Consider the following 20923-nt stretch of genomic DNA (forward strand, 5'->3'; position numbering starts at 1 on the left):
ATGGGTCAGAAAGTGTTCGACATGAAAGGTGCACTTCGATATGCCATTCACGCGGAAATTCAGGCGAGCGAGTTCTACGGAAAATGGGCGGAAAACACTAAGGCCGGTCATTTGCGGAGCGAGCTGGAGGAACTCACGGAGTGGGAAGACGAGCACCGGAAGTCGCTGACGGCCTATTATCTCCGCCTCTTCGGCGAAGAACCTTCCATCGACCCATCCCTCGCGGTGGACCCCGCTCTTCGGGTGCAGGCGGACGAATTCAAGGATTTCTACTCCCTGTTGCGCATCGCCTCCACGGCGTATCTCTCGGAGATGCGGGCCGCGGAGCTGTACGAGGAAATGGAGCGCCACGCCGAAGGCGAGGCGAAAAAGCTCTTCACGGATCTGGCGGCCATGGAGCGGAGCCACATGGACAAGGCTCTCGTGAGGTACAATGCTCTCCGGGGAGAGATTGAAGGACCGCTGATGTTCTAGCTGGCGGAAAATGTTCGGGACAAGGGTGCCGCGGTGCCGCACGCCGCGACACCCTTTTTCCGCGTATGGTGTTGCGATGCCTCTCGCGGAAAATCGGGTGTACGATGACGTGCGAGTGCGGCGAAGATTCCTGAGGAGGTGACGCACGTGGCGTTTCGGCGAGGCCGCGGAATCCGAAAAGAGGTCCCGTGGTGAACCGGTTCGGCGATTATGTGCTGCTCCCTCCTTTTGTTTCCTTTCCGCTGCTCTTGTTTCTCGGCGTGCTCCGAAACGCCGAGGCGAAGGTGTCTCTTCCCGCTCCGCTGTGGGGACTCTTTCTCCTCGCGTATCTCATCGGGAGTATCGCTTACGGATGTCTGCGCCTCGGCGGAAGGCGAACGCGCCTCCAGGAGCTTCAACTCTTTTGCCAGGGGCTTCTCGTGGCGTTTCTCTCCCTGGCCTGGGGTGTTCCGGCCCTTGTGACATGGGCGGGTGTCGCGTCAGTTCTCGTCGCACTTCTCCTTTCCCTGTACGATGTGGTGTCTCGACCCGAAGGGATCGGAGAGGTTTCTTCCGCAACCGGCGGGAGTGGATGGCATGCCCGATCCTCCCCGGGGATGACCTGGCAAACCCTTGTCGAACGCACGCCTCTTCCCGTCCTGGCGACGGATAAAAGCGGTGCTGTCCAGAGTGTCTCGCCCGCCTTCGCGGAACTTTTCCCCTCCTTGGGTGAGCAGGACCTGCTTTCCCAGAGAGTAGAGCGGCTTCTTCCGCTGGATAAAGCGGAGGTCACCCTGAATGACCTTCCCTGGGAGATCGAGCAGGTCTTTTTCCCTGAAGAGGAGGTGCTCCTCTTTTTCCTCGTGCCGCCTCGAACAGCTCCGGAACCGGCTCCCGTCGAGGATCGACGCCGACGTCCCCTCCGCGACGAGCGAACCGGTCTCTACAACGAGGCATACCTCGCCATCCGGGGCATGGAAGAACTCTCCCGGGATGCACGCTACAAGCGGTGGCTCTCGGCGGTGCTGTTCAAGGTGAACTGTGCCCCCGGCGTGAGCGAGATGGAGGAAAAACTCGTGATGGAGGAGTTTGCGAAAAATGTGCGGGAAAACGTGCGCGGGTGCGACATCGGCTTTTTTCTGGACGACCGGTCCATTCTTCTCATGCTTCCCGAGACGCCCTTGGGAGGTGCGCAGATTCTCGCGGTGAGGCTGGGCGAACTTTTTCAGAATGTCCTTGCCGCGCAGTCGAGGATGGGTAAGACCATTGCCTGCGAGCTGCTCGTCGGGCTTTACTTCTACCGGGGCGCGGAGCCGCTGCAGACGCACAGCCTGGTGGGCATGTTGCAGCAGTCGCTCTGCCCCTTTCAAGAGTTGAAAAAACGCACCCAGGGAACGTCCTGAGAAGGGGGCGAAACGGCGTTTTGTCCCCGGGCGGTTTCATGGAGGAAGGGGCGTGTCCGGTCGGGAAATCCGGATCGCTATCTCGAAAACAGATGGAGGAACGTTCGTGAGCGTGTTCGAGTCGAATCAGCTCCTTGCCTACGTACGAGTGGATGAGCATCTGGCCCTGAGCCTGAGCATCGGTTCCAGGGGGCCTCATTTGATGATCGAAAACCTCGATACGGGAAAGAAAAAAGCCACGAGGCTCTCGTGGATGGAGAGCGCCAAGGAGTTGCGGATCAAGATCGCCAAGGGCAAGACGCAGACCTACCCCCCCGATGTGCTTCGCGGCGCCGTGCATGCGCTCATGGAGCAGGTCCTGGAACAGGGGCAGATTCGTTCGCAGCTCTGGAAGCTGTTCCGTTTTTTTTTGTCGCTCGTGCACGAGCCGAAAAACGTGATGCGGGAATCGGAACTCCGTGTCCTTTCGGAGGAAAAACGCAGGGCTCTCTGGCTGGCCTGCTTCGCCTCCGGAGATGCACCGGGTGTCCTACGCCCCTGTTTCGCCCAGAGGGAGAGTGAGTTGGCCGCACTCGGCCGTTTCTTCAAGGACCACGGAGAACCCTGGGGGATCGGAATTCCTCTGGAACCGGGCGAACGGGGAGTTCTCTCCCTGAGGAAACGGGGCATCGCTCCCACGCTCATGACGGTCCACGGGGACCGATGGTACCGTCCGATCATGCTCGCCTCGGCGGGAACGCTCATGGGCATGAGCGACTGGTCCGGTGACGACGAGGGAACACTCGGCTATTCCATTTGGCGCCCTTTGCTCTCGGATGCTGCGGAGGATCTCTCCGACAAAAAGAAAGAGGCGGCGCAGGGCCTCGTGCAGCGCCTGCGGGTGTTCATCAAACATTTTCACAGAATACAGCGTCTGTCCGAGTCGTTCGTGCTCGACAGCCACGACGTGCTCAAGGCGGAAGGGTACGGCAGAAGAGAGCGCTTCGACGAAAACACGGGAGCCTTGGGAAACGTGGTCTTCGACGTCACCCGGTACGCCCGGAATGACGGACAGGGAGCGTTGACCTGCCGGGTCAAGGGGCCGACCTTCCCCCCCAAGGAGGACCTGGTGTTGCGTTTTGGACCGGAGGAGTTCGAAGAGGCGCTTCGTGAAGATGCCTGCGGCAGTATGGAGGACAGTCGATTCACCATGGTGAATCTGATCCAGGCGAAACAGATGCAGAGGTGGATCGACATGGCGGAGTCGTTGGTAGGTATCCTGATTCCTCCTCTTGAAGGGAGTGCCTGAGGTTCTCACACGGCGGGCGGTGTGGAAAACGGTACGAGCGCGTGCGGTTCAGAGGTGCGACGGGGCTTGTGCCAATGGTTTTCCCTCCCCTGGGGTCTATACGGTCTCCGGAATCGGTATGCACGGTTTTATATACGATTTCGGCGCGGGTTGGAGTGAGTTGATAGGGGTTTCACGGGAATTATTTTCTTGGAGCTTTCAGAAATTGTAAGCGATTTGGGATTGCCTGAAACCTAGTGGGATTGTTTTCTGGCGGAGGACGAGGGATTCGAACCCCCGGAGCTTGCGCTCAACTGATTTCAAGTCAGCCGCCTTCGACCGCTCGGCCAGTCCTCCGCGCACGGTCCACATTCTAGACCAAAGTACGTCTTTTCGCCACTGTGTTTCGGGAGCTCCTGCAAGGACATTCCTTGCGGTTCCGCTCCGCCGGAGTCCGCGTTGTTCTTTACGGAAAGGGCGGGTGTGTCCCGTCGTTCCGACGAGGCGATAGAGTACCGTTCCCGGCGAAAAAGTCCCCAGCGTTTGCTGCACGGTGTTCCGGCACTGTTCGTTTCGAAAAAGCCCTTGAGGAGGTGCGACATGACCAGAGAGGAAATCATTCGGCGTTTCGTCTGTGCTCCCTCGCGGGTCGCCGTGGTCGGTGCGTCGCCGAAGCCCGAACGCCCCGTGAACGGTGTCATGGAATACCTGAAGGGAAAAGGCTTTTCCCTCTTTCCCGTGAATCCCGCCTACGCAGGACGCGACATCCATGGTGTGCCCTGTGTGGGCTCTCTGGAGGATGTCCCTCGACCCGTGGACGTGGTGGCTCTCTTCGTCTCGGCGGAGCAGCAGGAGGATGTCCTCGCCGCGCTCGTCCGCCTTCCTTTCAAGCCCGTGGTATGGATGCAGCCCGGCGCGGAAAACGCCGAGGCGGAGCGGAATCTCCGCGCCCAAGACTACGACGTGGTGAGTGGGGAATGCCTCATGGCTGTCTCCAAGGCACGTTGCATGTCCTAGGAGCGTTTTCCCAGGAAAGCCGGTCTTTTGTCCGCGGCGTTTCCTCCGGGACATTCCCGAAAGGATCCTTTTTCGCCGTCCTTCCGCTCGGGCGAAGCTCTCGTCATGTGTGCAGATGTTTCAGCGAAAGGAAACGTCTCTCTTTCCCGTTGACGACAGAGCGGAAAAGAGGTAGGATACTTCTTGAATTAGGATCTCCTAACTTTCTTGTGGAATTGGGGGGAGCGGAATGGAGCAGCGCAGGGTGTATCTGGATCATTCGGCCACGACCCCCGTGGATGATCGGGTTCTGGAGGCCATGATGCCCTTTTTCAAGGTGGACTTCGGCAATCCTAACAGCATCCACGCCTGGGGGAGGCGTGTTCGGGAACATGTGAACGGGGCGAGGGAACGTGTCGCCTCTCTTCTCGGTGCCGAGCCGAGGGAAATCATCTTTACCGGCGGCGGCAGCGAGGCGGACAACCTGGCCATCAAGGGTGCGGCTTTTGCGCTCAAGGCAAGGGGAAAACATGTGATCACCTCCGCCATCGAGCACCATGCCGTGCTCGATACGGTCAAATGGCTCGGGGAAAATGGTTTCGACGTGACGATTCTCCCCGTGGATGCCCAGGGAATGGTCTCTCCCGAGACCTTCAGGAATAGCCTCCGGGAGGACACGATTTTTGCCACCGTCATGTACGCGAACAACGAGGTGGGGACAGTGCAACCCATCGCGGAACTGGGTGCGATCTGTCGGGAGCGGGGAATTCTCTTTCATACCGACGCGGTGCAGGCGGCGGGGCATGTCCCCATAGATGTGCGTACCCTTCCGGTGGACATGCTCACCCTTTCGGCGCACAAAATGTACGGCCCCAAGGGCGTCGGGGCGCTGTACGTGCGCAGGGGAGTGCGGATTCCGCCTCTTGTGCACGGAGGAGGTCAGGAGTTCGGCCTTCGTTCCGGAACGGAAAACACCGCGGGAATCGTCGGTTTCGGAGAGGCGGCGCTGCTCGCCCTCGACCGTTTCGAGAACGGTGACGACGAGAAGGAGCGGTTTCTCCGGGACAAACTCATCGACGGAATTCAGGCGAGGATAGACGCAGTGTTGCTCACGGGGCACCGGACGAAGCGCTTGCCCTTTCACGCCAGCGTCTGCATCGAGCATATCGAAGGAGAGGCCATGCTTCTCCGGCTCGACGCCGTGGGAATCGGGGCCAGCAGCGGTTCTGCCTGTACGTCGGGCAGTCTCGATCCGAGCCATGTGCTGCTCGCCATGGGGCTCTCCCACGTGACCGCCCACGGATCGCTCCGCCTCTCCCTGGGCAAGGACACCACCGAGGCCGACATCGACTATGTTCTGGATGCGCTGCCTCCCGTCGTGGAGACCTTGCGCGCCATGTCTCCCTTCGGCAGGAAATAACCGGAAGGGCAAGGAGGAATTTTCATGTACACGGAAACGGTACGCGACTACTTTTTGAATCCCCGCAACGTGGGGAGTCTCGACCATGCCGACGGGATCGGCGAGGTGGGGAACGCCAAGTGCGGCGATGTGATGAAGATTTCTATCAAGGTCGAGGATGACCGCATCGCGGACGTGCGCTTCGAGACCTTCGGATGTGCCGCTGCCATCGCCAGCAGCTCCATCGCCACGGAGATGATCAAGGGGAAGACCCTCGACGAGGCGCTCAAAGTGACGAACAAAGATGTGCTCGATGCCCTCGGAGGGCTTCCGGCGGAGAAGATCCACTGCTCCCTCCTCGCTGAGGAGGGGATCCGGGCCGCCGTGGAGGATTACCGGTCTCGCATGGCGGAGCGCGCCTGATGTCCGGGCGGGTCGTCGCCGTCTGCATCGCCGCGTCGAAGGGCGTTCCCAAGGAAGACGTCGGGGTTGGTCTTCTCGTTCCCGAAATCGGCATCGAAGGGGACGCCCACGCGGGCTTCGCTCATCGTCAGGTGAGCCTTCTGAACATGGAGGACATCCGGGAAATGCAGGCGAAACTTCCGGAACTCCATCCCGGAAGTTTCGCCGAGAACCTCACCGTCGAGGGATTCGACCTCGGGCTCCTCGAGATCGGTCATCGTTTTCGCGTGGGAGAGGCCCTGCTCGAAGTGACGCAGATCGGCAAGGAATGTCATACCCGTTGTGCGATCTACCACACCACGGGGGATTGCATTATGCCCAGGAAGGGCATTTTCTGTCGAGTGCTCAAGGGAGGAACGGTGCGGCGCGGTGACGAGGTCGCTTTCGAGGCCGCGGAAGTGGCGTCGCCGAAAACGTAAGGTTGCCCCATGGGCGCGGTTGCTCTCTTGCCTGTCCTTGGAACAAGGAGCCGCACCCTGTACTGCGATATCTGCGTCAGCCCTGTTTCTCCGTTTCTCTCCTGTCTGGAACAAGAAGCCGCATTGCGATGGCATGTCCCTTGCATCCAGATTTTTTGTCCGTCTGAAACAGGAGCCATGAGCGTTTAGCTGTAGGTAAGGTGGCCTTTCTCCTGGCTTCTTCGTCCGCCGGAAACCCGAAAGAAGGGGATGCGGCCGAGGCGAGGCTCGGATATTTTGCCCGTCCGGGGCGGACTGTTTCGGGGGAAATCCCTCTTTTTCCACGGCAGGAACGCTTTTCTTCCACGGAAGAGTGACCGTTGGAAGAGTGACCGTTCCCAGGCGAACTTTCCGTGGCAGTTCCGTTGCATGAGATGGGACAGAGGTGCGACGGGAAAGATTGTTTCACACCCCACCGGACCAGCCGGATTCTTCCGGAGGGTCCGGTGGGGTTTTTCGCGCCTCTCTGTTCCGTTTCCGCTGTTTTCAGGTGAAGGAAAACAGCAGGATCCTTCGCAAGGTGTATGATTAATGAACAGCGAGGTCAAGGTAGGGGAACCGTAGAGGGCTCTTTTCCGTACGTTCCGTTTCGGGCCTTTTTGCGACTTTTTCCCGGCGTGGTCTGCGGATTTCCTGCGGAGGTGGTTGGGGTCATGCGTGTCGAGGGAACGACCTCTCTTCGGGTTCGTTACGCCGAAACGGACGCCATGGGCGTCGTCTATTACGGCAACTATTTCACCTGGTTCGAGGTGGGGCGCTCCGCCTTCTGTCGGGACCAGGGGTCGCCCTATCCCGAGTGGGAGGCCCGCGGGGTGTTTCTTCCCTGCGTGGAATCCCACTGCCGGTACAAGCAGTCCGCGCGCTACGACGAAGAGGTGCTTCTCCGCACATGGATCGAGGATGTGCGAGATCACAGCGTTACCTTTGCGTATCGGGTGGAGCGCGCCGAAGACGGGCGCCTCCTCGCCGAAGGGTGGACGAAGCATGCCTTTTGCGACAGACAGGGAAAGCTCCTCCGGCGCCCTCAGCCGTTTTCCGAATGGCTGGAGAGCGTGTCGGATTCCAAATCCAATGGATGAGGGGTGGTAGGGGTGCGCAAACGGGAGATCTTGTTGGGGAACGAGGCCATCGCCAGGGGGGTCGTCGAGGCAGGGTGCGAGGTGGCCTCGGCCTATCCGGGAACGCCTTCGTCGGAGATTCTTCCGGCCATTGCCCGGTTTGCCGACGAACTCGGAACGAAGACAGCCGTGGAGTGGGCGGTTAACGAGAAGGTCGCTTTCGAGGTGGCTGCTGCGGCGGCCTTTGCGGGAAAGAGAAGCTGTGCCGTCATGAAACAGGTGGGGCTCAACGTGGCGGCGGATGCGCTGATGAGCGTGGCCTATTTCGAGCTGGCCGGCGGCTTTCTGGTGGTCGTCGCGGACGATCCCGGCCCTCACAGTTCCCAGACCGAACAGGACAGCCGGGCCTTCGCCCATTTCGCCAAGATTCCCTGCTTCGATCCCGCCACGGCGGAGGAGGCCCGGGACATGGTGGCCGTTGCCTATGACCTCTCCGAGAAGTATCACATGCCGGTCATGCTCCGTCCCACGGGGCGGGTGGACCACGCGAGGCAGGATGTGGAACTTCGGGAGATCGCCGCACCGGAGCGCCCCGCCAAATTCACGAAGGACATCCGCCGGTGGGTCTGTCTTCCCGCCCACGTCCGCCTGAACCATCCCCAGCTCAATGCCAAGAACGACGCGATCCGGGAGGAATTCGAGATGTCCTTCGATGCCTTCACCTACGAGGTCCCGACGAAGGAGAAGGCGAAGCTGGGCATCGTCGCCTCGGGAGTGAGCTTCGCCATCGTCTCGGACCTCCTCGCCGCCTGGGGAAGGACGGATGTGGCGCTTCTCAAGATCGGCACGCCCGTGCCGCTCCCGGTGCGCCGGGTGGAGAGTTTTCTGGCCCGCCACGAGAAGGTGCTGCTTCTTGAGGAGACCTATCCTGTCATCGAGGAACAGCTCCGGGACCGGACGAAAGTGCTCGGGCGCTGGAACGGAGCGGTTCCGCGGGAGGGTGAGCTGCTTCCCGAGGTGATCGCCGGAATCGTGGCGAGGGCGCTGGGGGAGCCGCTTCCGGAAGAGACGGATCCTTCGCTGAAGGCGGCGCTGGAGGAACTGCAGGTGAAACCCCGTCCGCCCATGCTTTGCCCCGGCTGCCCTCATCGGGCGAGCTTTTTCGCCATCCGGAAGGCCGTTCCGAACGGAATCTATCCCTCGGACATCGGCTGTTACACCCTTGGGGTGAACCAGAAAACGGTGGATTCGGCGATCTGCATGGGCGCGTCGGTGACGCAGCCTTCGGGATTCCACCTGGCCTACCGGGTGGACGGCAAGGAGCAGCCCATCGTGGCCACCATCGGCGATTCTACCTTCTTCCACATGGGTATCCCTGGTCTGGTGAACGCCGTCTACAACCGCCACGCCTTCGTGCTGGCCATTCTGGACAACAGCATCACCGCCATGACGGGTGGGCAACCCAACCCGGCGGTGGGCGAGAAGCTCCGCAAGGGAGATTCCGGGCGAGCCGTGGATATCGTCGGCGTGGTGCGCGGCTGCGGCGTCTCCTTTGTGCGCACCGTCGAGGCCTACGACATTCCGGCGGGAATCGACGTGGTGAAGGAGGCCTGGGAGCACGCCCGACGGGAGAAAGAACCCGCGGTGGTGCTCTTCCGGCACCCCTGCATGCTCCTTCGGTGCGAACAGGCGAGGATTCCCGTCCGCGTCGATCAGGAGAAGTGCGTGGGCTGCCGTTTCTGCATCAACTTCTTCAACTGCCCCGCCCTGCGCTTCGACGAGGAGAAAAAGAAGGCCTTCGTGGACGACCGCTTCTGCGTCGCCTGCGGTGTCTGCCGTGAGGTCTGCCCTCACGGGGCCATCGTTCCGATTCGGGAGGAGGAGTAGCCATGCAGTATGTCGTAGTGGGACTCGGCGGCCAGGGAATTCTCTTCAGCAGCAAAGTCCTCGGGCATATCGCCCTAGGCCGGGGCATGCACGTGCTCGGCAGCGAGGTGCACGGCATGGCTCAGCGCGGCGGTTCCGTGGTGAGTCACTTCAAGGTGGGGAACTACCTGAGTCCTCTCGTGCGCAGCGGCGATGCGGACATCCTTCTCGCCTTCGACCAGAACGAGGGATTTCGCAATCTGCAGTTCCTGAAAAAGGGCGGACAGGCCGTCCTGAACGTACATGCCCCGGAGGCACTGGACAACGCGCATCTCCGGAGGTTCTGCGATGCCAGGAATCTGCGTCTCTGCGCCATTCCCGGCTACGACATTCTCCGGGAGCACATGGGAGGACGCTTTCTTTTCCTGAACGTGCTCATTCTCGGCGCCATGTGCGGCGCCGGCATCTCGGACATTCCGATGGAGCAGATGCGACAGGCCGTTGCGGAGCTGTCGCCGGAAAAGTTCCGGGAGGCGAACTGCAAGGTGCTCGAACTCGGATACAGGCACTTTACGGCATAACGTGCCTCCTCCAGGGCGAATGAACGCTCTCCGCCGCCGTGCTGCCGCGCGGGAAGAAACGCACGACGAGCGGAAAAAAGGCAGAAGTGCGCCGCCGAACCTGCGGCGCACTTTTCACACGCCGACATGACGGCATCCTTTTTCGCCTCGTTCTCTTCCGGCCGTCGCGACGGGCATGACGAGGAGGGCTTTTCCCGGTCCTCCGAAGTTTCTCTTGTCGCCTCCTCGCGGCGATCCTTCGGATTCAGCCTCGTGGAACTCCTCTTCGTGCTCGGCATGATGACGATCCTTGGCGGGGGCCTGACCCTGACTCTCGCACACCGGCTTCTCGGGAACGAGTCACCGGAGACGGTCCGGGAGGATGGCCGGAAATTCGCTGTGTGGCTGCAGGGCCGGATGACCGAGGCGAATCGCAGAAGAGAGGGGTTCCAGCTTTTTTTCCCCGCGGGCCTGACCGAGAGCGTTCTTCTCTCCTGGAATGTCACGGGATCGACGGAACGTTTCACTGCGGGAGGGGGAACGTGGTTTTCCGTCCAGGGAGCGCTCACCACCCGCTCGACCTTCACGCCCATGCAATTCACCTTTTCTCCCGCTTTCACCCTGGAATTGCGTTCCGAGAAGCGCCCGCGTGCGGTGCCGGTGTGCTATTTCGTGGCCTCCCTCTACGGCAGGACCGACCTTCGGGACACGCCTCCCTGAAAACATGCTTGAAACGGAAAGAGGGAAAGGGTATTCTGAATACCCGGAAACGCTTTGACCGGGGAACCGAAGAAAGACGACGAGGCAACGGCAGTGCGCGTTACGGCGCGACATTCGAAACGGGAGGAATTGCTTTGGCAGCGAAACCGTGGTGGCGGGAAACGATCGAGACGATTCTTTGGGCACTTGCGCTCGCCCTGATTCTGCGTACCTTCGTGGTGCAGGCCTTCTGGATTCCCAGCGGTTCCATGATTCCGACCCTCGAAATCGGTGATCGAGTCCTGGTGGCAAAGTTTTGGTACACCTTCTCCGAGCCGAAGCGCGGGCAGATCGTGGTGTTCAAGTACCCCGTGGATCCCCAGCGGGATTTCGTGAAGCGCATCGTCGGGCTTCCCGGCGAGACCGTCTCCATGAAGGACGGCGTTGTCTACATCGACGGAAATCCCATTGACGACAGCTATGTGCGGAATCACGACTACTACGACATGGAACCCGTGAAGGTTCCCGAGGGGCAGTATTTCGTCCTCGGTGACAACCGCCCCAACTCCCAGGACGCCCGGTTCTGGCCGGACGTACACAAGTTCGTCCCCCGGAGCTATCTCAAGGGGCCGGCGTTCGTCCGCTACTGGCCCATCGCTCGCATAGGCCTTCTCGAATAGCCATGGCGGGACGCACGGTCTGGTTTCCCGGCCACATGGCCAAGGGACGCCGGGAACTCGAGGGACTTGCGGAAAAACTGGACCTGTTCGTGGAGGTACGGGACGCGCGGGCGCCGCGGGCGACGGCGTCTCCCGGAGGTGTAGAGCTGGCGGCGCTGCGCCCCGTCTGGGTCGTCCTCGCCAAACGCGATCTTGCGGACGGCGCCGGAACGGAGCGGTGGATGACCGCCTTGCGGGCCCAGGGGAGACGCGCCTGGGCTTTCGATCTCCTCCGGGACGGTGTTGACGACCTTCGGTCCGCCCTGATCGCGGCGTCACCGCGTCACCGGGAAGTTCGTCTCGCCGTGGTGGGCATTCCGAACGTCGGCAAATCGCAGTTGTTGAACCTGCTCATTGGCAAACACAGCGCCGCCGTGGGAGGTATCCCCGGCGTGACCCGGGGTGTCTCCTGGTATCGGAGCCGGGAGGGGCTTCTCGTGGTGGACTCCCCGGGCATCCTCGATCCCCACGGAGGCGCCCAGGTGCATCGCATGCTCGCCTGGCTCGGGTGCAGCAAGGGGGATGTGACGGGCGGGTATGAACTGCTCGGAACGGAACTGTTGCGTTATCTCCGGGAGCAGGGGCTCTGGGGTCTCGTCGAGAGGACCTGGGGGATTCCTGAAAGCGCGCCTGAAGAACGCGCCTCTTCGGACGAGGAAGATTCCGGGGACGTGGGCACGCCCGAAGAAACGGACCCTCGGGATGATCTCCACCGTGTGGGACGCCGGCTGGGATGCCTGGTCCAGGGTGGGCGCGTGAACCGGGAGGCGGCGGGGAAAAAGCTCTGCGAAGCCTTCGCTACGGGAAAACTTGGCCGGGTCACTCTGGAGCGCGCTCCGGAGGTCCGCTGATGCTCGTCGCCGGAGTGGACGAAGCAGGCCGGGGGCCCCTCGCCGGTCCGGTCGTCGCAGCGGCGGCAATTCTCCTGCCCTCTCAGATTCGAGTTCTTCATGCGTTCGGACTTACGGATTCCAAGAAACTCTCCCCGCGCAAGCGGGAGCGGCTCTTCGCCCTTCTTCGTGACCTGGGCGTGCTCTGGAAGGCCCAGGCGGCGAGCCCCGAGCGGATCGACGACATGAATATCCTCCAGGCATCCCTCTGGTGTATGGAACGGAGCGTGCGGGCACTCCCCGTTCCTCCTGATCTCGTGGTTGTGGACGGCACTGTGCGGATTCCCGGGCTCGGCCTCCCGCAGCGGACGCTTCCGAAGGCGGACGAGCGGGTTCTCGCCGTCGCGGCGGCGTCGGTGGTGGCCAAGGTTTTGCGGGACCGCGTGCTGACCGTGCTGGACAAGGTGTATCCGGGCTGGGGGTTTGCCAGGCACAAGGGATATCCCACGGCGGAACATCGCCGGATTCTGGAGGAAAAGGGACTCTCCCCGGCGCACCGACGAAGTTTTTCCTGGAGAGTGCTGCCATGACGGGTGTGAGCGGGCTTCCCGGGGGCGGAATCGACCCGCGTTCTCAGGGGCTGGAGCGACTTCCGACGGAGCAGACCCCCGTTTCCCGGGGGGAGCAGCGTCCCATTCCGCATGGTTCGGTTGTGGAGGGAATCGTGCTTCGGGCGGATGAGAACGGAGAATATCTCGTTTCCGTGGCGGGGCGCCAGATGCGGGCGCTGTCGAATCTTCCCCTGTTGGTGGGGCAGCGCTTTCGGGCGCTTTGGGACGCGAGCGGCGATGTTCCTCTCCTGCGCCTCTCAGAGAAGGACTCGGCTCTGCTCGCCCGCGTTCCCTTCCAGGACAGGGAACTGGCGGCGGCCCTTCTTTCCCGCGGGCTTCCGGCCTCGCAGGATGTGCTTCAGGGACTGCGGGCGGTCTGGCTCCGTCTCGGTGGTGGCGCGGACATGCTCGGGTCCCTGGTGGAACTCTGGGCGAGAGATCTGCCCCTGACCTTCGCAAACGTCCAACTCGTCGCGTGGTATGCCGCACTCCAGGAGAAACAGCTTGCCAGTCTGTGGAAGCGTCTCAGGGAGAATCTGCGAAGCGGCGAGCGGCTTTCCTCCCGAGAGGGGGAGCCTCCCGGCGCGGCGGCCCTGGCGGGGGACGACGAGGAACTCTCCCGGTTTCTCCGCGCCCATGGTTTTCTGTCCAAGTCGGCCCGGCAGGGGATCGACCCGGCGCTTTTGACTCCGGCACGTTGGCCTCTGGACGAGGATGTCTCCGCCTTCGCCGAGGTGGCGGCCCATCTGGAGGAACGAGAAGGACGGAAAATCTGGCGCGTTGCTTTCGAAGTAGAAGGAGTTGTTCTCGGGCTGGTGGGCGGTGAGGTGACCACCGATGGAAACGCTCTGGCCGTGGGATTGGGGACTTCCGACGAAGAGACCGCTGCGTTGTTTCGCGAGCGTCTGCCTGAATTGATGGGAGAATTGGCGACATTGCCTCTTCGGGTGGCTCGCGTGGGGGTGTTTCCCCGGAAAGACGGGGTGGACCCCATGGCCTACCGGGGCGTGGACGTACAGGCCTGAGGTGCCGGCATGGACGGAAAGAAGCGCTCCAAGGCGGCAGCACTCACGTATGACCGGAAGCAGGACGGGGCGCCTCGGGTCGTCGCCTCCGGAAAGGGGTTCGTGGCGGACCGCATCGTGGAGATCGCCCGGGAAGCCAAGATCCCTATCGTGGAGGATGCTGCGCTGGTGAGCGCCCTTCTCGTCCTGGAGCTGGGGGAGGAGGTTCCCGTGGAATTGTACGAGGCTGTTGCGAAAATTCTCTCCTTCGTGTATAGGCTCGACAAGGAGCGGCGCCCATGAGCGCTTCCAGGGCGCTTTTGGGTGCCGAGGGCGAGGAGGAGGCCCGCCGCCGTCTTGAGGCCCGGGGATACCGCGTGCTGGAGCGCAACGTGCGGATCGGAGGAGCCGAACTGGATCTCGTGTGTCGCCACGGAGACGAAGTGGTGGTGGTGGAGGTCCGCACCCGAAGTGTGGGTGTCCTCCAGCCTCCGGAGGAGACCGTCGGTCCCGTCAAGCTCCGCCGTCTCGTTCGGGCGGGGAGGAGCTGGGTTGTGTCGAGAGGATGGAAGGGCCCCTGGCGGATCGATCTCGTGGGATTCACGGTGGATCGGAACGGTGAGTGGCACGAGAGCCATCTCCGGGACATCACCGCGGGGATGGTCTGCGAATGAGCACGGTTCTCGGCTTGACCCTTCGCGGAACGAGGGCGCTCTGCGTCGAGGTGGAGGCGGAGGTCACGGGAGGGCTTTTCGCCATCGCCATCGTGGGACTGCCCGATGCCTCCGTCCGGGAGGCCCGGGAGAGAGTTCGGGCGGCGCTGCGCACCGTGGACATTCCTCTCCGCGGGCGTGTCACCGTCAATCTCGCTCCCGCGGACATTCCCAAGGAGGGGGCGTTGCTCGATCTTGCTCTCGCCGTGGCCCTCGCCTGTCGCACGGGAGCCATAGACGAGGTTCCTCCGGCGCTCTTCATGGGTGAACTTGCACTCGACGGGCGGCTCCGCCGCGTCCGCGGCGCGGTTCCCGCGGCGCTGCTTGCCCGGACCATGGGCCTTCCTCTCTTCGTTCCTCTGGAGAACGTCCCCGAAGTGGCTCTCGTGGAGGGGATCATCGCCTACGGTGTTCCCGACCTGCCCGCACTCTTCGCCCATCTCCGGGGTGAGGCGGAACTCTCCCCGGTCGTCTCCTGCGAGATTCCCGAGCACGAAGCGGAGCCCGATCCCGACATGGCGGACGTGAAGGGACAGTTTCAGGCCAAGCGGGGGCTGGAGATCGCCGCGGCGGGGCATCACAACATCTTTCTCGTGGGCTCTCCCGGCTCCGGAAAGACCATGCTCGCCCGGGCGCTTCGGGGAATTCTGCCGCCGCTCTCCAAGGAGGACTTCATGGAGGTGCTCCTCGTCCGGAGCACCCTGGGTGTGGCCGTGGAGGACGGGCGCCGTCCACCCTACCGGGCGGTTCACCACACGGCGACTCTCCCCGCCATCTGTGGCGGCGGGTCTGGTCTGCGCCCCGGCGAGATCAGCCGTGCCCATCGGGGGGTGCTCTTTCTCGACGAGTTCCCGGAGTTTCCTCGGGATCTCGTGGAGGCGCTGCGCCAACCCCTGGAGGATGGCGAGATCGTGGTGAGTCGTGCCTCGGGGAGCGTCACCTATCCGTCCCGGGTCCTTCTCGTCGCGGCGGCCAATCCCTGTCCCTGCGGCAACGACGGCGATCCTTCGGAGCCGTGCCGCTGTTCCGCCTCCGAGAGAGAGCGCTACGCGAGGCGTCTCTCCGGTCCAATTCTCGACAGGATCGATCTCTACGTCAGTGTTCCCAGGCTCACGCCGGAGGAGCTGGTTGCCGTGGAGGGACACGGCGCCGAGTCCAGCGCGGACATCCGGCGGCGCGTCACCGCCGCCCGGGAACGGCAGCGCGAACGCTGGACTCCGTTCGGCTTCGGGTGCAACGCCGAAGTTCCGGAGAAACTGCTGCGGAAGGAGCTGCGGCTCGGAGGAGCGGAGCGGCGTTTTCTCGAGGACGCGGCCCGGCGATGTCGGCTTTCCGGACGGGGGCTCTCCCGCATTCTGCGGGTGGCGCGCACCGTGGCGGATCTGGAGGGAGCGGATGCAGTGGGGACCGCCCATCTGGCGGAGGCGCTGGCCTACAGACAGGGAGGAAACGCATGGACGACAGGATCAAGGCGCTTCTCCTCCTGAACGCGGTGTTTGCGCCCTCGCGCGTCTGGGACCTTCTCCGCGATCGTGGACTTCCTCCGGAAGCGCTTTGGGAGCGGGGATGCGACGCACTCCATCGGGAGGTCGGCATCTCGGAAAAAGCCTCCGAGGCGCTGAAAAAGCTCTTTCGGCGAGGGTGGGCGGAGAAGGAGAAATCTCGATGTGACGACGAGGGGCTTCGCCTCGTGTTGTGTGGCGACCCGGACTACCCGAAGGGGCTTGAGGATCTGGAGGAGCGTCCTCTTCTTCTCTACGTGCGGGGACGTTTTCCCCTCCCGGGGTCTTTCGTGGCCGTGGTGGGCACACGCCGGTGCACTTCCTACGGAAGGGCCGTGGCGTTTGCTCTGGGAAGCGAGTTGGCTCGCAGGGGATGTGTCGTCGTGAGCGGCGGTGCTCTCGGTATCGACGGCGCCGCCCACGGGGGCGCCCTGGATGGCGGGGGCAGCACCGTGGCAGTCTTTGGAACCGGAGTGGACCGGATCTTTCCGAGTGAGCACGAGGACCTCTTCCGAAACATGGTCGCAAAAGACGGTGCCCTGGTGAGTGAATATCCCCTGGGAACGCCGGGACGGGGATGGCTTTTTCCACGGCGGAATCGAATCATCGCCGCCCTGTCGTCTCACCTGGTCGTCGTCGAGGCTCCCGAGCGGAGCGGAGCAATCATCACCGCCCGGCTCGCCGGGGAAATGGGGCGCGAACTCTGGGTCGTACCGGGGCGCATCGACGAGAAGGTGTGCCGGGGTTCCAACGCCCTCCTCGCCGACGGGGCCTTCCCGCTCGTTCAGGTGGAGCAATTCGTCGATCTGCTTTGCCCGAGACCCTCTTTTTCGGAGGATGGGCAACTCTCTCTCTTCGGAGCCGGAGACGGAATGCCCGAGGAGGAGGATGGCGTTTTTTCCACTCTCTCCGCCGATGAAACACGCCTGCTCCGCCTTCTTCGGGAGCGGGGGGACCGAACGATTGACAACATGGCTGCAGAGGGTACAATGAGCCCCGCTCGGATTTCCGCCGCCCTGGCCGTCCTTTGCGCCCGCGGACTCGTCTACGAGTCCGGGCCGGGACGGTGGCGTGCGGGTCCCCGGTGAGATCTTCCATTGGAGGTGCTGCACCAGATGGCATGCAGAGTCTTTCATCCCCAGGAGCGACGATATCTGACGCAGGAGGCGCTCGGCGCCGTTGTGGACTACCTTTCACTGCAGCGGGAATCGGATCCGGTCCTCGAGGAAGCGTTGACGTCCGCGGTTCTCCTGGGAAGCTCCCGGAACAGACCCGTCGACGAGGAGGATTTCCGGATGCTCTTCGATCTCGCCGCGGCGGCTCCTGAGAAAATCGACTACCGCGATGCCGTCGCCGCAGTACGACACGTTCCCTACACCCCTTGGCTCGTGTGACGGGACGGAACGTTCTCATGGCGAAAAAAACACTGGTCATTGTTGAATCCCCCGCAAAAGCAAAAACACTTCAGAAAATTCTCGGAAAAGGATACGAAATCCAGGCGAGCATGGGGCACATTCGGGATCTTCCGAAGAGCAAGCTCGGTGTCGATCTGGAGAACGGCTTTACTCCCGAATACATTCTCGTCCGCGGCAAGGGCGAATTGATCAAGAAACTAAAGAATGCCGCAAAAGGGAGCGACGCGATCCTCCTTGCCTCCGACCCCGACCGCGAAGGTGAGGCTATCGCCTGGCACCTGGCTCATGTGCTGGAGGTCGATCCCGCCACGCCGTGCAGGATCCGCATGTACGAGATTACGGCCCGTGGGGTGAGCGAAGCGGTCAAAACTCCTTCGCCCATCGACATGAACAAGGTGGAGGCGCAGCAGGCGCGGCGCATTCTGGACCGCGTCATGGGTTATACCCTGAGTCCTCTGCTCTGGAAAAAAGTGCAGCCCCGCCTTTCCGCGGGGCGCGTGCAGTCCGTGGCACTCCGTCTCATCGCGGACCGGGAGCGGGAGATCCGGAACTTCACGGAACAGGAGTATTGGCTTGTGGATGTGGAGGCCTCCTCCGAGGACGGCCGCGCCTACCGGCTGAGAGTGGAACGACGGAACAAGAAGACGGTCACCATCGCCGATGCTGCCGAAGCGGAGGCTGTGGAGGCCGTTCTTCGGAAAAATCCTCTCATCGTGACATCCTTTCGCGTCAAGGAGACCAAGCGGCCTCCTCTTCCTCCGTTCAAGACGAGCACGCTCCAGCAGGAGGCGGCGCGTCGCCTCGGGTTTTCTCCGCGAAAGACCATGCGGATCGCCCAGACCCTCTACGAGGGTGTGGAACTTCCGGGGAAAGGCCCCGTGGGGCTCATCACCTACATGCGCACCGACAGCCTCCGTCTCAGCCCCGACGCCGTCGCCCGGGCGCGCGAGGTCATCGGGAAGGAGTGGGGGGCCGAGTACGTTCCCGAAAAACCCAATATCTTTGCCGCGAAAGGGCGGACCCAGGACGCGCATGAAGCCATTCGTCCCACTGATCCGGAACTCCTTCCGGGACGCCTGAAGGGGGAACTCTCGGGGGATGAATTCAAACTCTACAACATGATCTGGCAGCGGTTCACCGCATCGCAGATGTCTGCTGCGGTGGTGGCCCGGAGCACGCTCGAGGCCGAGTGTGGCGTCTATGGCCTCGCCCAGGCCGGAGCGGTCCTTTGTTTCGAAGGATGGGGCAAGGTCTGGCCCCTGGACCTGAAGGAGGGGCTCATCGCTCCCGCCGTGGAGGGAGAGACGCTCTTTGTGGACGATGTCCTCCGGGAGCAGCGTTTCACCAAACCTCCCGCACGGTACGCGGAATCCGGGCTCGTGAAGGCTCTCGAAGAGAAGGGCATCGGTCGTCCCTCCACCTACGCCACCATCATCCAGACGCTCTACGACCGGGGCTATGTGGAGCGCAACGACGAGCGGCGCCTGGAGCCAACGGACCTGGGGCTTGTGGTGAACGACTTTCTCGTCGCTCACTTCCCGGGCATCGTGGACGTCGGTTTTACCGCGGGCATGGAGAGCGAACTCGACGAAGTCGAGCAGGGGGACCGCCCCTGGGTGGACGTGGTGGACGATTTCTGGCGCCCTTTCTCCGAGACGCTTGCCTCGGCGGAGAAAAACGCGGAACGTGTCCGCGTTCCCGTGAAGGAGATCGGTGAAGCCTGCCCCGAGTGCGGCGCACCCCTCGTGATCAAGCGGGGACGCTTCGGTGAGTTCATCGCCTGTTCGGGGTATCCGAACTGTTCCTACACCCGTCCCATCCTGAAGACCCTCGGTATCCCCTGTCCCACCTGCGGCAAGGGAGAGGTGGTGCGACGACGTACGAAGAAGGGGCGTTTCTTCTACGGCTGTTCCCTCTATCCTGCCTGCGACTTCGTCTCCTGGAACCAGCCAAGCGGAGAAAAATGTCCCGAATGCGGCGCTCCTCTGATGGTACGGGGAAAGAACAAGCCGTCCTTCTGTCCTGCCTGTTCCGGCCAGAGCGAGTCCACGGAACCCGTACCGAAGAAAAAGGCCGGGCGCCCGAAAAAAAAGCCGAACGCCGCCAAGTCGCGAGCCTCCCGGAAGGGAACGGCTCCGTCGCCCAACTCTTCGAAGGAAACCACCTCGGATGTGTAGCGCCTCGGTTCCGCCCCAATCCGTCACCGTCATCGGAGGTGGCCTCGCGGGGAGCGAGGCGGCGTGGCAGTTGGCCCGCCGGGGGCATACGGTCCGTCTCCACGAAATGCGCCCCGTAAACAGCACTCCCGCCCACAGAACGGCGTGGCTGGCGGAGCTGGTCTGCAGCAATTCCCTCGGATCGGACGTGCCGGAAAGCCCGGGAGGACTTCTCAAGGAAGAACTCCGGCGCATGAAGAGCCTCGTCATGGAAGCCGCCGAAGAGAGCGCCGTTCCTGCGGGGCGGGCTCTGGCGGTGGATCGGGAACTCTTCGCCCGTTTCGTGTCGGAGCGTCTCGCCGCACATCCCCTGGTGACGATCCTCCGGGAGGAGGTTGCCACGTTGCCCGAAGAACCCGCGGTGATCGCCACGGGACCTCTCACGAGTCCGGCGTTTGCGGCGTGTCTCAGGGAATCCGCGGGAGGTTTTCTCGCCTTCTACGACGCGGTCGCTCCCGTGGTGACCGCGGAGAGTGTGGATGCGGACACGGTCTACCGGGCCAGCCGATGGGGGCAGGGGGAGGATTATCTGAACTGTCCCCTCGATCGAGAGGCCTACGAGCGTTTTCTTTCCGCCCTGCTGGCGGCGGAACGGGCGCCTCGCAAGGACTTCGAACAGGATCCGCGCTATTTCGAGGGATGTCTTCCCGTGGAGGTCCTCGCGGAGCGAGGGCCGGACACCCTCCGCTACGGTCCCATGCGTCCTGTGGGGCTTCCCGATCCGAGAACGGGAAGAGAACCCTACGCGGTGGTGCAGCTTCGCCAGGACAACCGGGAAGGCACACTCTACAATCTCGTGGGCTTTCAGACCAATCTGCGCTGGGGGGAGCAGGAGCGCGTCTTCCGGCTCATTCCGGGACTGGAGAAGGCGGAGTTTGTCCGCCTCGGCGTCATGCACCGGAACATCTACGTCAACGCTCCTCTGGCGTTGGATTCCTCCCTCCGGCTTCGTGGACGGGAGGCACTGTTTCTGGCGGGGCAGCTCGTCGGCGTGGAAGGCTATGTGGAGAGCACCGCCATGGGGCTTGTCGCGGCGGTGAATTGTGCGGCCTTCCTCGCAGGTTCGCCCTTTCCGCACTGGCCCGAGGAGACCGCCATCGGAGCCCTGCTGCATTATCTTGGCAGTGCCCTTCCCGGAAACTTTCAACCCATGAACTGCAATCTCGGCATTTTCCCTCCTCTTCCGAAGCGGATCCGGGGGCGGACCGAGCGGTGCGGAGCGGTAGCCACCAGGGCACGGGAAGCCATCGCACTCTTTCTTGAGAAGCAGGGCGCGCTTTTTCCGTAGTACT

Annotated in this window: 22 protein-coding genes and 1 tRNA gene; 22 read left to right on the forward strand and 1 reads right to left on the reverse strand. The window is 62.7% G+C overall.

Translation table 11 applies throughout. The features are described from left to right. The 3 genes from K349_RS0111040 to K349_RS0111050 all read left to right on the forward strand — a co-directional run bounded on the left by K349_RS0111040 (nt 1) and on the right by K349_RS0111050 (nt 3144). Nucleotides 1-474: a ferritin-like domain-containing protein gene (locus K349_RS0111040; protein ID WP_029165845.1), complete on the forward strand. Its 474-nt coding sequence runs from the start codon at nt 1-3 to the stop codon at nt 472-474. 191 nt (nt 475-665) lie between these two features. Next, nucleotides 666-1856, forward strand: a complete 1191-nt coding sequence (locus K349_RS0111045; protein ID WP_029165846.1) for a nucleotidyl cyclase domain-containing protein — start codon at nt 666-668, stop codon at nt 1854-1856. Nucleotides 1857-1962: 106 nt separating this feature from the next. Continuing rightward, nucleotides 1963-3144, forward strand: coding sequence for a hypothetical protein (locus K349_RS0111050; RefSeq protein ID WP_157367381.1), 1182 nt, complete (start codon nt 1963-1965; stop codon nt 3142-3144). 250 nt (nt 3145-3394) lie between these two features. On the opposite strand, the gene K349_RS0111055 is transcribed toward K349_RS0111050, so the two are convergent. Further along, nucleotides 3395-3480, reverse strand: a tRNA-Ser gene (locus tag K349_RS0111055). Nucleotides 3481-3723: 243 nt separating this feature from the next. Here K349_RS0111055 and K349_RS0111060 point away from each other — a divergent pair. From K349_RS0111060 to trmFO, 19 genes are all read left to right on the forward strand, one after another. After that, nucleotides 3724-4140 (forward strand): CoA-binding protein, encoded by a 417-nt coding sequence (locus K349_RS0111060; RefSeq protein WP_029165848.1) that lies wholly within the window; start codon nt 3724-3726, stop codon nt 4138-4140. Between the two features lie 229 nt (nt 4141-4369). Then, a complete protein-coding gene (nifS, locus tag K349_RS0111070) occupies nt 4370-5539 on the forward strand; it encodes a cysteine desulfurase NifS (RefSeq protein ID WP_029165849.1) in 1170 nt (389 codons plus the stop codon). Between the two features lie 24 nt (nt 5540-5563). After that, complete coding sequence (nifU, locus tag K349_RS0111075) at nt 5564-5941, forward strand: Fe-S cluster assembly scaffold protein NifU (RefSeq protein ID WP_029165850.1); 378 nt, start codon at nt 5564-5566, stop codon at nt 5939-5941. Then, complete coding sequence (locus K349_RS0111080) at nt 5941-6399, forward strand: MOSC domain-containing protein (RefSeq protein ID WP_034265687.1); 459 nt, start codon at nt 5941-5943, stop codon at nt 6397-6399. The genes nifU and K349_RS0111080 overlap by 1 nt, the downstream gene beginning before the upstream one ends. 692 nt (nt 6400-7091) lie before the next feature. Then, a complete protein-coding gene (locus K349_RS0111090; RefSeq protein WP_029165852.1) occupies nt 7092-7517 on the forward strand; it encodes an acyl-CoA thioesterase in 426 nt (141 codons plus the stop codon). A gap of 12 nt (nt 7518-7529) precedes the next feature. Next, the gene (iorA, locus tag K349_RS0111095) at nt 7530-9383 is read left to right on the forward strand and encodes an indolepyruvate ferredoxin oxidoreductase subunit alpha (protein WP_029165853.1); all 1854 of its coding nucleotides are present in this window, start codon (nt 7530-7532) and stop codon (nt 9381-9383) included. Nucleotides 9384-9385: 2 nt separating this feature from the next. Continuing rightward, nucleotides 9386-9943 (forward strand): 2-oxoacid:acceptor oxidoreductase family protein, encoded by a 558-nt coding sequence (locus K349_RS0111100; protein ID WP_029165854.1) that lies wholly within the window; start codon nt 9386-9388, stop codon nt 9941-9943. 252 nt (nt 9944-10195) lie between these two features. Continuing rightward, nucleotides 10196-10642, forward strand: coding sequence for a hypothetical protein (locus K349_RS0111105; protein ID WP_157367382.1), 447 nt, complete (start codon nt 10196-10198; stop codon nt 10640-10642). Between the two features lie 134 nt (nt 10643-10776). After that, nucleotides 10777-11301 carry a signal peptidase I gene (gene lepB, locus K349_RS0111110; protein ID WP_029165856.1) on the forward strand — a complete coding sequence of 175 codons (525 nt, stop codon included), beginning with the start codon at nt 10777-10779 and terminating at the stop codon, nt 11299-11301. A gap of 2 nt (nt 11302-11303) precedes the next feature. Beyond that, nucleotides 11304-12191 (forward strand): YlqF/YawG family GTPase, encoded by an 888-nt coding sequence (locus K349_RS0111115; RefSeq protein WP_029165857.1) that lies wholly within the window; start codon nt 11304-11306, stop codon nt 12189-12191. After that, a complete protein-coding gene (locus tag K349_RS0111120; RefSeq protein WP_029165858.1) occupies nt 12191-12760 on the forward strand; it encodes a ribonuclease HII in 570 nt (189 codons plus the stop codon). The genes K349_RS0111115 and K349_RS0111120 overlap by 1 nt, the downstream gene beginning before the upstream one ends. Further along, the gene (locus tag K349_RS0111125) at nt 12757-13806 is read left to right on the forward strand and encodes a hypothetical protein (RefSeq protein ID WP_029165859.1); all 1050 of its coding nucleotides are present in this window, start codon (nt 12757-12759) and stop codon (nt 13804-13806) included. The genes K349_RS0111120 and K349_RS0111125 overlap by 4 nt, the downstream gene beginning before the upstream one ends. A gap of 9 nt (nt 13807-13815) precedes the next feature. After that, a complete protein-coding gene (locus tag K349_RS0111130; RefSeq protein ID WP_029165860.1) occupies nt 13816-14088 on the forward strand; it encodes an EscU/YscU/HrcU family type III secretion system export apparatus switch protein in 273 nt (90 codons plus the stop codon). Continuing rightward, nucleotides 14085-14459 carry a YraN family protein gene (locus K349_RS0111135; protein ID WP_029165861.1) on the forward strand — a complete coding sequence of 125 codons (375 nt, stop codon included), beginning with the start codon at nt 14085-14087 and terminating at the stop codon, nt 14457-14459. Before K349_RS0111130 ends, K349_RS0111135 begins: the two co-directional genes overlap by 4 nt. After that, nucleotides 14456-15985, forward strand: a complete 1530-nt coding sequence (locus tag K349_RS0111140; RefSeq protein ID WP_029165862.1) for a YifB family Mg chelatase-like AAA ATPase — start codon at nt 14456-14458, stop codon at nt 15983-15985. Before K349_RS0111135 ends, K349_RS0111140 begins: the two co-directional genes overlap by 4 nt. Next, nucleotides 15952-17088: a DNA-processing protein DprA gene (gene dprA, locus K349_RS0111145; protein WP_029165863.1), complete on the forward strand. Its 1137-nt coding sequence runs from the start codon at nt 15952-15954 to the stop codon at nt 17086-17088. The genes K349_RS0111140 and dprA overlap by 34 nt, the downstream gene beginning before the upstream one ends. Nucleotides 17089-17115: 27 nt before the next feature. Continuing rightward, complete coding sequence (locus K349_RS0111150) at nt 17116-17394, forward strand: hypothetical protein (protein WP_029165864.1); 279 nt, start codon at nt 17116-17118, stop codon at nt 17392-17394. Between the two features lie 17 nt (nt 17395-17411). Continuing rightward, entirely contained in the window at nt 17412-19592 is a 2181-nt protein-coding gene (gene topA, locus K349_RS0111155) for a type I DNA topoisomerase (protein ID WP_029165865.1), read from the forward strand. Then, the gene (gene trmFO, locus K349_RS0111160; protein ID WP_029165866.1) at nt 19585-20919 is read left to right on the forward strand and encodes a methylenetetrahydrofolate--tRNA-(uracil(54)-C(5))-methyltransferase (FADH(2)-oxidizing) TrmFO; all 1335 of its coding nucleotides are present in this window, start codon (nt 19585-19587) and stop codon (nt 20917-20919) included. Before topA ends, trmFO begins: the two co-directional genes overlap by 8 nt. Nucleotides 20920-20923: the final 4 nt, after the last annotated feature.

This window comes from Aminiphilus circumscriptus DSM 16581 (assembly GCF_000526375.1).
Taxonomy (GTDB): domain Bacteria; phylum Synergistota; class Synergistia; order Synergistales; family Aminiphilaceae; genus Aminiphilus; species Aminiphilus circumscriptus.

Bases quoted from the DNA above. Each gene is read 5' to 3' on its own strand.
- K349_RS0111080 (WP_034265687.1), top strand. From the start codon at position 5,941: ATGTCCGGGCGGGTCGTCGCCGTCTGCATCGCCGCGTCGAAGGGCGTT.
- K349_RS0111125 (WP_029165859.1), top strand. From the start codon at position 12,757: ATGACGGGTGTGAGCGGGCTTCCCGGGGGCGGAATCGACCCGCGTTCT.
- dprA (WP_029165863.1), top strand. From the start codon at position 15,952: ATGGACGACAGGATCAAGGCGCTTCTCCTCCTGAACGCGGTGTTTGCG.
- topA (WP_029165865.1), top strand. From the start codon at position 17,412: ATGGCGAAAAAAACACTGGTCATTGTTGAATCCCCCGCAAAAGCAAAA.
- K349_RS0111115 (WP_029165857.1), top strand. From the start codon at position 11,304: ATGGCGGGACGCACGGTCTGGTTTCCCGGCCACATGGCCAAGGGACGC.
- nifU (WP_029165850.1), top strand. From the start codon at position 5,564: ATGTACACGGAAACGGTACGCGACTACTTTTTGAATCCCCGCAACGTG.
- K349_RS0111100 (WP_029165854.1), top strand. From the start codon at position 9,386: ATGCAGTATGTCGTAGTGGGACTCGGCGGCCAGGGAATTCTCTTCAGC.
- K349_RS0111130 (WP_029165860.1), top strand. From the start codon at position 13,816: ATGGACGGAAAGAAGCGCTCCAAGGCGGCAGCACTCACGTATGACCGG.
- nifS (WP_029165849.1), top strand. From the start codon at position 4,370: ATGGAGCAGCGCAGGGTGTATCTGGATCATTCGGCCACGACCCCCGTG.
- K349_RS0111140 (WP_029165862.1), top strand. From the start codon at position 14,456: ATGAGCACGGTTCTCGGCTTGACCCTTCGCGGAACGAGGGCGCTCTGC.
- K349_RS0111150 (WP_029165864.1), top strand. From the start codon at position 17,116: ATGGCATGCAGAGTCTTTCATCCCCAGGAGCGACGATATCTGACGCAG.
- K349_RS0111040 (WP_029165845.1), top strand. From the start codon at position 1: ATGGGTCAGAAAGTGTTCGACATGAAAGGTGCACTTCGATATGCCATT.
- K349_RS0111060 (WP_029165848.1), top strand. From the start codon at position 3,724: ATGACCAGAGAGGAAATCATTCGGCGTTTCGTCTGTGCTCCCTCGCGG.
- K349_RS0111135 (WP_029165861.1), top strand. From the start codon at position 14,085: ATGAGCGCTTCCAGGGCGCTTTTGGGTGCCGAGGGCGAGGAGGAGGCC.
- trmFO (WP_029165866.1), top strand. From the start codon at position 19,585: ATGTGTAGCGCCTCGGTTCCGCCCCAATCCGTCACCGTCATCGGAGGT.
- K349_RS0111090 (WP_029165852.1), top strand. From the start codon at position 7,092: ATGCGTGTCGAGGGAACGACCTCTCTTCGGGTTCGTTACGCCGAAACG.
- K349_RS0111120 (WP_029165858.1), top strand. From the start codon at position 12,191: ATGCTCGTCGCCGGAGTGGACGAAGCAGGCCGGGGGCCCCTCGCCGGT.